This is a genomic window from Enterococcus sp. C102(2024) (assembly GCF_040888205.1).
In the GTDB taxonomy this organism is placed as follows: Bacteria; Bacillota; Bacilli; order Lactobacillales; family Enterococcaceae; genus Enterococcus; species Enterococcus faecalis.
Genome location: NZ_JBFOHH010000010.1, coordinates 1 through 11,834, shown reverse-complemented (window position 1 = coordinate 11,834; position 11,834 = coordinate 1). Strand labels below are relative to the sequence as shown.

Genomic DNA, 11,834 nt, shown 5'->3' with positions numbered 1-11,834 from the left:
AGCGCTCGGGACCCCATAATAAAAAAACACAAGAAATGCTGTTCAAACATTGCTCTTGTGTTTTTATTTTTTGTAGTAAAATAGTAAGATAGTAAAAAAGTATTTTCATTCAATAATTTTTTTAGTTCGTCTGCGGTGTTCTAAGTGCAGCAAATAATCGTCTTGCAGTCTTAGAAAATCGAATATACGGGGTCACCGGAACATCCGTACAGAAAATAGCGGTAGTGATTAGCTCTAAATCCATAAAACGCTTATTTAACGCTGATTATAGAATTTCCAAGATAGGAAAACACAAAATATTTCTGGAACATTCATGCAGAAATTAGCGGTAAGGAAAGCAGCATAGATTCTAAAAAACATTAGGTTTTGAAAATCAGTAAAATACGTTTTAAAAGCTTGATATAACAATGTTTCATAGTTTCAAAAAGTCATTGTAAAAACGATTCTAAATAACTATTTCCAAAACCTACCGCTATTTTCTGTTTAGTTGTTCCAGTGACCCCTATACCTAGTCCATAGTCTTGATGATAGCAGATATGAGAGTAAATAAATGAGATAGAAAGTGTTTCAATGTTCCAGTGTACGGCTCTCTATTGTACATTTACGCTTCTATGTTCTATATACCTCAATAGAGATAAAAGTCAGTATCATTTTTCAATATCATAAGTATGGTTATAGCTGTTTGTTCTTCATATAATCTTCTTTGATTTTTTCAAATAACGAATCTGTATGCTTACTAGCTTGTATACTATGAGAAGTATAACCGACTAAACTATCATCAAAAGCTTCTATAGCGAATAGTAATATTTCTTGTGCTAACTTTTTATCAATGTAATCATTTGGAAATTTATTACCAAATTGGCTTGTATTCCAATAAATCGCATTGTTTCGTAAGGTAAAAAAATCATTGTTTTTATATACTAGTGATATTAATTGTTCTACTCTTTCGGGTCCAATGACTTCAGGTAATCGTGAACCCATTTGAAATACTGGGGTTATCGATAGTCGTTGTTTTTTAGAATGATTAAAAAGTGGGTCTTTATTATTATTTTTTTCAGTGTCATGTTTCATAAATAGAGAGAAATGTGTTTTAGATACTTCTTCCATTGATGTAATTGCGAAAAAAACACAACTACCATAAGACTTTTTATTAAGTAGTGTAAAAGAATCATCAAGTAGGGTAATAATGTGATCTATAGCCTTGTTAAAATCATCAGTTTTATCGATATTAAATTTAGTACTATTGTTGAAAATATTTTTAAAATTTTCCAGTATTTTAGTATCTCCTGAATTAAAGTTAGTCATTTATTTTGCTCCTTTATTGTAATTTTTAGGTATAATCTGTTTCAGTATTGCAAATGGTCTGTTTTTTGTTTAATTATAACCTATTTTCTGCACACTTACTTTAGTTTTTATAGTTTATTCCTAGATTAAAATAGCTAACTTTCATCAATAATTTTTTTAGTTCGTCTGTGATGTTCTAAGTGTAGCAAATATTCGTCTTGCAGTTTTAAAAGCTCTGAATAGACTTGGTCCATAGTCTTGCTGGCCGATAAGGAAAGAGAGTAGATAAACGAGACAGGTAATGTTTCAATTTTTTTGTTACGAGTAATCCAAGAAGAAACAGTTCCTTGAGAGAAAGCATGTAATTCACAAAATTCTTCTACAGTAATCCCTAGTTGCTTGATAATGTATGCGTTGATAGGGTGTGGATATACAAAGGTTTTTCTAGGCATGGTGGGTAAGTTTCCTTTCTTAGGATATTAATGCGTTTGCAGTAATATTGTACTAAAAAATATGCAATAAGGGAAGGGCCTATCTGCTTCTTTTTGGTTGACCTCCTTTAAAAATATGTTATACTGAAGATGCGAAGCGAAATTAGTTCAACAGTATAGTTACACCAAAAAGCCCCCCTATTTGCGGTAGGAGGGCTTTTTTTGCGCTGTTGCGACTTCAGCGTTGGAGTTAGAAGGCAACTGCTTAGATTATCGGCTAATCGTCTAACCAACGATCAACTAGCAAAAGTACTAGACCCACAAGTAGCGGTGCGATAATCAACGAAATTAGTTTCTCAGCCATAGTTACACCACCTTACTTGGCAGTTGCCGCAATAATTATAACATAAATTCAAAATATCCCTATGGACTTTTAAAACCTTCAGTACTTTATTTCATCTATAAATCTCTTTTCCTAACATATACGTTCGCTTACACCAGGAACACTTGTATTTATTAGAATTACTTGACATTCTACTTGCCAAACAGCCACACGCACATTGTACATAAGCAATACTAGTTGTTTTATTTCCTTCTTTGATTACTGATCCTCGATAATCATATGTCTTCATAAAAATCTCCGTCACTGTAATATTCATTGATAAAAGCATCGATTGCGTTGTTTTCTTCTTCGGTTAACTCTGAAAATTTCACTTCTGAAAAAGGATTGTCTATCGGTTTTTCGGGTTCGTTTTCCGACCATTTATAAAAATCATGTATTTGTATGTGCCTAATGTCGTAAAAATCGATTTGCTGATCTCCAATAAGTACGACATCAAATTCAGCCATGCCACGAAATACACCACGTATAGAAGGTTTTACACGCTCATATTCATCTAAGGAATTCAGCTGAATTTCTAGCACTTTATTTTGTTTAATTGAGCGACTTAGCAAGTGTTCTATTTGAGCCTGTGCCTGTTGAGGTAAACGTTCAATTTCTCTTGAATGATAATCATTCGTCTCTTTAATTGCTTCTTGTAATTCCCCTAAAGGAAAGGCTGTTGGCCACTTCAATTCAAAGGGTCTATCGACGTAATCATTGTATGGTTTGAACTCTTTTTTCGTTCTTCTTACCATTTTGAACACTCTCCTTACTTGAACATTATACGAACAAACGTTCTTACAATCAAGTGCTAAATTTATTGTATATCTGAAAACAAACTAAAACGTCGAAGGCCAGTTGAGCAAAGCGAACCCAATTATTCGTATTTTCGAGTTTGGCCACGTTCCTGGCATAAAAAATTATTCATATTTAAATAGAAATATTTTTATCATTTCCGCTTGTAGCTCACCATTTAATCATGTAATAACGAACGTTAAACCTCTTTAGTGTATAATTGCCAATCAATATTTTTGAAAATGGCTTAGAATTGCTCTCTCAAATCTAAAATATAGTTAATTTCCACCTATATTTTAAAATAGTCAAAAAAAGCTAAAAAACTCACTGATTTAATTGACAGTGAGTTTTTGTGTGATACATGCTAGTTTATAATTATCTAATAGGTACTTTTTCAGAATAACTATAGAATTGAGACTTATCTGTAAAATTAGCTTTATATTTACTGTTAATTCCAGCCTTTTTAGATATATCTCCCAATTCAATTAATAACTTTTCATCATTTCCTAAAAAATGAATTTTATTGTCAAATCCAACAATGTAGATATAGTTCACCAATTTATTTATTAATATTTCTGGATATTTTTCGCTATCTATTTTTTTATAGACTTGCAGTAAAACATCTGTAATATCTAATATAGCTTTGGTCTTATCACGCTTCATTAAACTATTATATAGTTCATGAATTATTTTCTTTGTTTCCTCTATATCAATCATTTAGATCCTTCCTCCACTAAAACTACCAAACAAATTATCTCCCCAACGTTTAACTCCTTCTGACCAAGCTTGGCCCCAATTTACCCAACATTTTTGCTTATTACAATACACACCATTTCCGTAATATGTGGCAGCTTCTGCATTTGTTCCTAATGCTGTAAAACCAATCCCGATCATGCCACAAATAACTAAACCTTTAACTAATTTCTTTTTCATTAATATTCACCTCGAAAAATAAAAATTAGAAAACGTCTTCTATACAGAAATTATATAGCTATTGGTATAGTTTTGTAAACGCTATAATAAAAGTTTTTTTCTAACATTTTTGTAAGAAGGTATATATAATTAAAAAGAATCTACCTACTTACTTTTTTTGCCGCTTCAACTAAAAATGCTTATAAAAACCGTATGTCCAAATAACAACATTCAAGCCTACTAAAAACCAAAAAATTTTAATCATAAATGCTACAGTATGTTCTTCTTTTCTTTGTAAATACTCTTCTCTCCATTTAGGGTCATGTTTTCTTTTTTTCAAAAATTCATATGTATGATAAGAAGGTCTTTCTTTCTCTTTCACTAGCTATCACCTCAATTTTTTACTTCTATATATTGTCCACCAAATGCAAGCTTATACTGTTTACCACAACTTTTACATTTGTATTCTGTTCGTTTCCAACGAATACGTTCCGCTAACATGCCACAATCACAAGAAATATACTCAACCAAAACACCTTCAGCTCTGTTAGCTACTTCTATTTTCTGATAATCATACTCTTTTCTCATAACTAGTCACCTTAAATAATAACTACCACAATTTTATTTATCATGAAGGCAACAACTAAAAATTAAGGGATTACTTTATGCACTTTAATTGACACTATTATATTAATATTGAGGAATTAGTTGTTGCCTATTACTATTTTATCAAGATTTCCTCTTTTTTCAAATTTTTTCTGGGCTTATTTCTACGAAAATACCCTTACTTAGTTTGTATTCTTTTTTACAATTACTGCACTTAAAATGATTATATTTTCCCAACTCTCTTCTAGCCAATTGGCCACAATCACAATCAACATAAGCAACTACATTTGTCTTATTCCACGTAGTAATTTCTATTCCCCATTGATTGTATGTTTTTCGAGCTACCATTTGTTTTTTTCCTTATAACCATATTCTCTAATCATCTTCTTGAATTCTTGTTTTGTTTTAGGATTCATTCGTATAACTTCTTCAGCTAACTCTAGAAATACCTGTTCAACCTTTTCAGTCATACTCTCAAAAATAATCAACGGATTTTCTTCTTTCTTTACTCGATTCTTATATCTTTGGAAGTTTGCTGAATAAAGTCGCCCATTTGACATTATTTCCATTCCATAACCTGAAATCAAAGGATTTTCCAACATCTGAATAATCTTCTCTCTATTTTCAATAATAACTACTCCTGAATTATTTCTCATTAAGTAACTGTTCTTCCTTTGCTTGTTTCTTGATTCGTTTGAGAGTAGATAAAGAAATACCTGTTTTCCTTTCCACTTCTCGCATGCTATTTGTCTCCATTAACTCTAGTGCATGTTTGTATTTATCATTCAGAACTCTTTTAGGACGTCCTTCTCGATAGTTCTTATTATTTGCCCGGTGCCACTGTTTTCCTTCTTGCGTTCTTGTCACGATTAAATCTCTTTCAAATTGCGCAAAACTCCCTAACATGTTCATCATTAATGTTTGCATAGAATCACTTTTATTTGGCTCAAAGGTTAAAGCATTATCTAAGAAGGTGATAGTCACTCCTAAGTTGTTTAAAGAAGAAATAATCGAATTTAAATCAACGATACTTCTAGCCAGCCGATCAATTTTCGTCACTAAAACTTTATCACCAGTTTTTACAATAGATAGTAGTTCTTCTAATTCTTTTCTTCCTTCTTTTTTTGTTCCAGTATATTTTTCACTGAAGATTTTTTCTGCTCCAGCTTGTTCTAGTTTTTGAATCTGGGTTTTGTAATCTTGATTACTAGTACTCACTCTTGAATAACCATAAATAGACAAAATTTCCTCACCTTTTCTGAACATAAGTTTTTGACACCTGATGATTTCAAGTATAGCACGAAAAAACAAAGAGGTCAAAAACTTTTAAGTTTATGGACCTAACAAATTAATTCTAAAATATCTAATATCAATTAAATAACTAAATTACACTAAGTTAATTAAATGTAGTATACAATCATTTGAAACCATTTAATTATTTAGTATAATAAAATATAAGAGGTGATTTTATGTTAACCACAAAATCTAGAAAACAAGGAAGTTCTGTAGTATTGACATTACCATCTAATAACGGACAGAAACCAAAAGCAGACCAAGAATATATAGTGATGTATTCTGATGATGGGACAATTACGTTAGTCCCTAAATTACAAGACCCATTTAGTGGTGGATCAGAAGGGGAGTACTACGAAAAAGATGAATGGCATGACACTGAACCTGGAGGGAGAGAATTATTTTAATGAGTGACGAAAAGAAATATATTCCTAAAAAGGGCGATATTGTATGGATAGATTTCGATCCTTCAGCTGAAAAAGAAATACAGAAAAGACGTCCAGGTCTAGTAGTTTCTAGATATGAGTTTAATAGAAAGACATTGTTTGCAGTAATTTGTCCCATAACTTCTACAATTAAAAATATGCCAACTCGTTATACATTACCTGATGAAATGGAAACTCATGGACAAGTCGTTATTTCCCAATTAAAATCTTTAGACTTTGCAGAAAGAAAGTTAAGCCAAATAGAACATTTACCATTAAAGGATATGGCTAAAATAGATCAAATCATTGAATACATTTTTTAATTATAATAGGAAGAAAGAATACATATAATATTTAATATTCATGAATTCTTTCTTTTTATAACGTCTATTTACTATAACGCATTATAGTAAATAGACAGAAAGGAGGATAAATTGAACCTAAGAAAAATAGAACATGAAATCGAAGAAATATTGTCTAAGGATACTCATTCATGGGTGCGTCTATACGAGCTAATAAGAGAAGTAGAATATAATAAATTATGGCGTAATGAGTATAGTTCTTTCACACAGTGGATTAAACATTTAGCATATGTAACAGGAGTAACTGAATCTCTAATATGGAAAAGAAAAAAAGCAGGAGAAATATACTTTGACTACCAGCAACGAGCAGCAGGTAGAGGAGTTAGTGTTCCTAACATAGAAGATGTAGGAGTCAGTCCAGATAATTTTGAATTAGTAGAAAAAATCAGCCAAGGAAACAGCCAAATAAAAGATGAATTGATGCAGCAAGTTTTAGCAAAAGATATTAAGAGATCTGACTTATTAAACACTTGGGCAACTATTAAAACGATACAAGCTAAAGAGGGTGGAGGAATAGTTAAAAAAAACAGATACTCTAAAATTGATAGTAGCGACGAACAAATATTCACCGTATCTGATTTCTCGTTTGCATTGTCAGATAGTTCGTGGTTACAAAGTACTAATAACTCATATCATAAAGGAAAATCAGTTTATAAATTAGTTCCTGATTTCTCTTTTTATTCTTCATTATTAATGAGACAAGTTACTTTAGATTTTTTGTTACTAGAAAACGTTTCTAGTAAATATACACAAGAATTAAATACGCATAGCATCGAAATAGTTTTTTCGGATAACAAACTTAACAATATAATTTTAAATCCTAAAACTAATTATAGTTGGATAGTTGTTCCTGAAGATATCTTATTACTTGCATCTAAAGAGCTTCCTGAAGGAATAGGGTTATTAAAAATTTCAGATAAAAGAAAAATTCAAATTATTAAACCTGCGGCACGTAATATCGAAACTAGCAAATTAGATATTTTACAAGCGTTCATTGTTAAAAATATCTAAATTAATGTCTTATATGTAATAAAAAAACATCTATTATATATCATCAACTATCTATCATGATGATGTTCCAAATCTAAAAAAGGGCATTAAGTTTATTTTCACCATTAGGAAAAAATATATTATTGGAGAAAAGCTGGATAGTATGTATCTTTAGATTTTTGATTGTTATGTAGCTTTCATGCTAAAATACATTGAAAAACTTAGCATGAAAGTTGAAAGAGTTATTGAAAAAGAGGATTAATAATTAATAGGCGGTGAATTCAGTTGTTAGAAAACAAATTAGGTATTATTAACCAACTTGAGTTAAACAGAGTTGAGGAACGTGTCAGTAAAGAAAAGGCAAAACAATTATATGACTCTGGAGATATTGACAGAGTAGAAGTTGGAACATTCAAAGGTCTATCATATATCCATAATTATTTGTTTGAAGATATTTATGAATTTGCAGGTAAAGTACGAAATCAAAATATTTCTAAAGGAAATTTTCGCTTTGCACCAGTAATGTATCTAGAAGTCGCTTTAGAACATATAGATAAAATGCCACAAAGTAATCTAGATGAAATTGTAGCCAAATATGTTGAAATGAACATCGCTCACCCATTTCGTGAAGGTAATGGTAGAGCAACCAGAATATGGCTAGACCTAATCCTGAAAAAAGAATTACAGCAAGTTGTAGACTGGAACTTAATCGATAAGGAAGATTATTTGTCTGCAATGGAAAGAAGTCCAGTCAACGATTTGGAGATTAAATATTTAATCTCCAATGCTTTAACGGATAAAATTAATGATAGAGAAATCTTCATGAAAGGTATTGATATTAGTTATTATTATGAAGGATATACCGAATACAACGTTGATGACTTATAATTGAAATAAGAAAAACCGACTCTATACTTTCTGATGTTGGTATTTTTATCAACATCAGAATGGTGTTAGTATCAAATCTTAGACAGCTTTTCGTAGAGACAAAAATAAATTAAACTTAACTACGAGAGGATGAATTTTATGACCCGATACGAAGAAAGTTTTAAACAGATGATTGTTGAACTGAATCAAACTGGACGTTCAGTTCGAGGGTTGGCGAAAGAATATGGCTTATCTGAAGCAACGATTTACAAATGGAAGAATTTATATTTACCTAATCCGTCCACAGGACTGACTGGAAAAGAAGTGGCTGAACTGAGAAAAGAAAATGCTCGTTTGAAAGAGAAACTTGAAATCTTAAAAAAAGCCGCAGCCATATTCTCTCGGAAAACCTAAATTCGCTTGTTCAATTTATTGAAAAATGGTGTAAGGATTACACTGTTTCTTTGTTGTGTCGGTTATTAGAAATCCCAAGAAGTGTCTATTATTTTTATAAGAACAAACCATTGACAGTTACAGAAATCAGAAATAATAAGTTGAAAAAGAAAATTTCAACCATTTTTTTTACAAATAAACAACGCTATGGTGCCACAAAGATCCATCAAGTTTTATTAAAAGAAGGTATTTCGGTATCTCTTAAACATGTTCAAAAGCTGATGAAACAATTAAATTTAAGATCGATTGTAGTTAAAAAATATAGACCTCAAAGGTCTAATAAACCGATCCTTTCAAAAGAGAACCTCTTAAATCAGGACTTTTCTACTAAGACTATCTGTGAGAAATGGGCAGCTGACATTACTTACATTCCTACTAAGAAAAATGGTTGGTGTTACTTATCTTCAATTATGGATTTACACACGAAAAAAATTATTAGCTATACATTTTCAAAACGAATGACTGTGGATTGTGTCGTTCAAACGCTTAACAAAGCAAAAATGTATTATCACATTCCAGAAGGAATGATTCTACATACTGATTTGGGCAGCCAATACACAGCCAGAGAAGTGGAACAATGGCTTGAAACCAACAAAATAAGGCATTCTTATAGTAGAAAGGGAACACCTTATGATAATGCTGGAATTGAATCTTTCCATGCTTCATTGAAAAAGGAAGAGGTCTACACGACTAGCTACTCAGATTTTGAAGAAGCAAATCGAGCACTATTTAGCTACATTGAAGGATTTTATAACCGAAATCGAATCCATAGCTCGATTCATTATCTAACCCCACAGGAGTTTGAAGCGTTGGCAAAAAAAAATGGCGTAACCGTCTCTACTAAAATGTGTCCAAGATATTGACTCAAATCCATACTTGCTATTATTCAGCTTAGAAAAATTATATAATGATAGAGTAGAATGAATAAGAGAAAGTATAAAAATCAATAGTCGAGAGGGTAGGATGAAATGGTATACATACTAATTGGGATATGTTTAATTGTAACCGTATTATTCATAGTATTTTCAAAAAAGAACACAGCACAAAAAGAACAAACTTCCATTAAAGAGAGTACTATTAATTCAAGTGAAGTTGCAATTACGAATTCGGAACATTTGAATGAGCTTATCATTCAAACTGAAATGCTGCCTACTGAATATGAACTCGACGAAAATAAACTTGTTGAAGTTAAAGATAGAAAAGTCCTGGCTCATGTAAATAATCTGATACCCGGATTAATACAAATCGGAAATGCAGCGAATAATGCAATTCAAGCTGCGCAAGCGAATAATGAAGTTGTTTATCGTGCAATCCTTCCGGCTGGGGCTAAGTTAGTCAATTCTAAGGACATGGGAAATGCGTTTAGAGGTTTCTTCCGTGGCGCAGACGGAATAAGAGGACATGCTAATTTTGTGGCTGTAGAAGCACAAAAAGGCACAGAAATTGTGGCAAATACCGCTTCTGCAGCAATGGGTGTAGCAGCAATGGTTGTCGGCCAGTATTATATGGAGCAAATTAATAACCAACTTGGAGAAATTAATGATGGGATTTCTAAAATTTCTGATTTCCAAGATAACGAATATCGTAGCAGAGTGTTTTCGCTTATCACTCATGTTAAGGAGATCGCGAAATTTCAAGTCGAAATACTAGAAAATAATGACTTAATATACGGTAAAATTACTCAATTGGACAGACTGGAAGAGGAGTGTACTAAGCTATTAGGACAAGCTAATTTAACCCTTGCTGATTACACGAAGAAGAATATGAATGATTTTAAAGTCTATGAAGGAGACGTTCAAGACATTCATAAATGGTTCTCCTATCAAAAAACATTGCTAGATATTCTATATAAAATTTCTGATTTGAGATATACGTTGCAACTTGGTTCTGTTTCTAGAGAACAGTGTAGCGCGATTTTACAAGTGTATAGCCAGCAAGTGGTTGATACACAATCTCGATTAACTACTTAGCATCAGGATATATGGAAGATATTAAACATAGAACTAGAGGAAAGTAGACGCAAAAGAAGAGGATTTGATGGGGCAATTCACTACGTTCCCGGATTGATAAATAAAAAGCTGAATTTCCGAGAGATTGATCAGGACACTGTTGCTATGATTGGTCTACAAGTTTCTGGAACTAATGATTTTCAAGTCCCCAAACAAACACAAACTGAATTATATCAAGAAGATGTACAGTTGATTTCTAAGAATGGAAAGGTGTATTACTTACCAGAGGCAAGTGTAAGTTAGTACTTGTTTAAAATTCAAACTCTAGAATTAGGATAATAGAGACGGAACATCCCAACCTAAAAATGGTTGGGATGTTATGTAATTTGGTGTATCTTATTTTTCAGGAAATCGTTATAAATTGTTGGTTACTACGTGTAGGAGAGCAGGATTTTGAACACATTTCAAAGAGGAATGTGAGAGTTAGAAGAATGTGAAGTGCTTTTGAGGAGTGATGAAATAGTTTTTCGGCACTAGAGTATGATAAAATTAAAAATAATCTATCAAAAATACGTTCACAATTAGAACCTAAACAGCAAAATACGTTTGATATTTACATATAAAGAGATATGAAGTGAGCGATAAAGAAACAAGTAATTTAATAAATCTCATTATTTAAATATTTTTATGAAAGAAGGATAGTTTATTGAATGAATTAAAAGAAAAAGAAATCTTACAGAAATTAAGCCAACAAGGAATAGGGAACATATACTCAATTTACAAATTAAAACCCTTAAGATTAAGAGAAAAATTAGGATTTACTGCAGAAGAAGTGGCTATCATTCAAAGAATGCAAAATAATAAAGAAAAAGCAATATACTACAATGAAATATTAGCATTCGAAGAAGCAAAAAAACCGAAGAAAATGAGTAAATTTTTTCAAGAACAAGAAATTAATTATGACACTGTACTACAGACGTCACTAGTTAATTTGGTTGAGAAAAATGAAAGTCTTACTCCAGGACAGATTCAGGTATTTCTAAACTATAAAAATCAATGTCTGAAACTAAAATATAGTAATACAA

General features: G+C 31.5%; 19 protein-coding genes and 1 pseudogene. 8 read left to right on the top strand and 12 right to left on the bottom strand.

All coding sequences use genetic code 11. The annotated features are described in order from the left end of the window. Nucleotides 1–672: 672 nt before the first annotated feature. The 12 genes from AB3I34_RS13770 to AB3I34_RS13715 all read right to left on the bottom strand — a co-directional run bounded on the left by AB3I34_RS13770 (nucleotide 673) and on the right by AB3I34_RS13715 (nucleotide 5,676). Entirely contained in the window at nucleotides 673–1,305 is a 633-nt protein-coding gene (locus AB3I34_RS13770; RefSeq protein ID WP_002367796.1) for an AbiV family abortive infection protein, read from the bottom strand. A 134-nt stretch (nucleotides 1,306–1,439) separates the two neighbouring features. Then, the gene (locus AB3I34_RS13765; protein WP_002367795.1) at nucleotides 1,440–1,736 is read right to left on the bottom strand and encodes a hypothetical protein; all 297 of its coding nucleotides are present in this window, start codon (nucleotides 1,734–1,736) and stop codon (nucleotides 1,440–1,442) included. 256 nt (nucleotides 1,737–1,992) lie between these two features. Further along, nucleotides 1,993–2,079, bottom strand: a complete 87-nt coding sequence (locus AB3I34_RS13760) for a type I toxin-antitoxin system Fst family toxin (RefSeq protein ID WP_012881081.1) — start codon at nucleotides 2,077–2,079, stop codon at nucleotides 1,993–1,995. 91 nt (nucleotides 2,080–2,170) lie between these two features. Then, the gene (locus AB3I34_RS13755; protein WP_002415356.1) at nucleotides 2,171–2,386 is read right to left on the bottom strand and encodes a hypothetical protein; all 216 of its coding nucleotides are present in this window, start codon (nucleotides 2,384–2,386) and stop codon (nucleotides 2,171–2,173) included. Further along, on the bottom strand, nucleotides 2,334–2,852 hold the full coding sequence (locus tag AB3I34_RS13750) for a hypothetical protein (protein ID WP_002367793.1): 519 nt from the start codon (nucleotides 2,850–2,852) through the stop codon (nucleotides 2,334–2,336). The genes AB3I34_RS13755 and AB3I34_RS13750 overlap by 53 nt, the downstream gene beginning before the upstream one ends. Before the next feature lie 415 nt (nucleotides 2,853–3,267). Then, nucleotides 3,268–3,609 (bottom strand): bacteriocin immunity protein, encoded by a 342-nt coding sequence (locus AB3I34_RS13745; RefSeq protein WP_002367792.1) that lies wholly within the window; start codon nucleotides 3,607–3,609, stop codon nucleotides 3,268–3,270. Beyond that, complete coding sequence (locus tag AB3I34_RS13740; protein ID WP_002367791.1) at nucleotides 3,610–3,825, bottom strand: leucocin A/sakacin P family class II bacteriocin; 216 nt, start codon at nucleotides 3,823–3,825, stop codon at nucleotides 3,610–3,612. A 169-nt stretch (nucleotides 3,826–3,994) separates the two neighbouring features. Beyond that, nucleotides 3,995–4,186: a hypothetical protein gene (locus AB3I34_RS13735; protein WP_002367788.1), complete on the bottom strand. Its 192-nt coding sequence runs from the start codon at nucleotides 4,184–4,186 to the stop codon at nucleotides 3,995–3,997. Between the two features lie 11 nt (nucleotides 4,187–4,197). Further along, nucleotides 4,198–4,392, bottom strand: a complete 195-nt coding sequence (locus AB3I34_RS13730) for a hypothetical protein (RefSeq protein WP_002367787.1) — start codon at nucleotides 4,390–4,392, stop codon at nucleotides 4,198–4,200. A gap of 159 nt (nucleotides 4,393–4,551) precedes the next feature. After that, nucleotides 4,552–4,758, bottom strand: a complete 207-nt coding sequence (locus AB3I34_RS13725; protein ID WP_002367786.1) for a hypothetical protein — start codon at nucleotides 4,756–4,758, stop codon at nucleotides 4,552–4,554. Beyond that, a complete protein-coding gene (locus AB3I34_RS13720) occupies nucleotides 4,752–5,066 on the bottom strand; it encodes a hypothetical protein (RefSeq protein WP_002367785.1) in 315 nt (104 codons plus the stop codon). Before AB3I34_RS13720 ends, AB3I34_RS13725 begins: the two co-directional genes overlap by 7 nt. Beyond that, nucleotides 5,056–5,676, bottom strand: coding sequence for a recombinase family protein (locus AB3I34_RS13715; protein ID WP_002367784.1), 621 nt, complete (start codon nucleotides 5,674–5,676; stop codon nucleotides 5,056–5,058). The genes AB3I34_RS13720 and AB3I34_RS13715 overlap by 11 nt, the downstream gene beginning before the upstream one ends. A 203-nt stretch (nucleotides 5,677–5,879) precedes the next feature. On the opposite strand from AB3I34_RS13715, the gene AB3I34_RS13710 reads away from it, so the two are divergent. The 8 genes and pseudogenes from AB3I34_RS13710 to AB3I34_RS13675 form a co-directional block, all read left to right on the top strand. Beyond that, complete coding sequence (locus AB3I34_RS13710; RefSeq protein ID WP_262231422.1) at nucleotides 5,880–6,110, top strand: AbrB family transcriptional regulator; 231 nt, start codon at nucleotides 5,880–5,882, stop codon at nucleotides 6,108–6,110. Then, nucleotides 6,110–6,451, top strand: coding sequence for a type II toxin-antitoxin system PemK/MazF family toxin (locus tag AB3I34_RS13705; protein WP_002362432.1), 342 nt, complete (start codon nucleotides 6,110–6,112; stop codon nucleotides 6,449–6,451). The genes AB3I34_RS13710 and AB3I34_RS13705 overlap by 1 nt, the downstream gene beginning before the upstream one ends. A 111-nt stretch (nucleotides 6,452–6,562) precedes the next feature. Further along, complete coding sequence (locus AB3I34_RS13700; protein WP_002362433.1) at nucleotides 6,563–7,501, top strand: hypothetical protein; 939 nt, start codon at nucleotides 6,563–6,565, stop codon at nucleotides 7,499–7,501. Nucleotides 7,502–7,765: 264 nt separating this feature from the next. Then, nucleotides 7,766–8,368, top strand: a complete 603-nt coding sequence (gene fic, locus AB3I34_RS13695) for a protein adenylyltransferase Fic (RefSeq protein ID WP_002362434.1) — start codon at nucleotides 7,766–7,768, stop codon at nucleotides 8,366–8,368. 138 nt (nucleotides 8,369–8,506) lie between these two features. Beyond that, nucleotides 8,507–9,663, top strand: a protein-coding gene (locus tag AB3I34_RS13690; RefSeq protein ID WP_100815066.1) for an IS3 family transposase whose coding sequence is annotated in 2 segments (ribosomal slippage) — nucleotides 8,507–8,735 and nucleotides 8,735–9,663 — 1,158 coding nt in all. Because the reading frame shifts where the segments join, the coding sequence is not laid out codon by codon here. A 105-nt stretch (nucleotides 9,664–9,768) separates the two neighbouring features. Beyond that, nucleotides 9,769–10,770 (top strand): hypothetical protein, encoded by a 1,002-nt coding sequence (locus AB3I34_RS13685; RefSeq protein ID WP_262217882.1) that lies wholly within the window; start codon nucleotides 9,769–9,771, stop codon nucleotides 10,768–10,770. A gap of 144 nt (nucleotides 10,771–10,914) precedes the next feature. Beyond that, a complete protein-coding gene (locus tag AB3I34_RS13680; RefSeq protein ID WP_262217884.1) occupies nucleotides 10,915–11,052 on the top strand; it encodes a hypothetical protein in 138 nt (45 codons plus the stop codon). Nucleotides 11,053–11,455: 403 nt separating this feature from the next. After that, nucleotides 11,456–11,834 (top strand): annotated as a pseudogene (locus AB3I34_RS13675) (hypothetical protein); the annotation flags it as partial.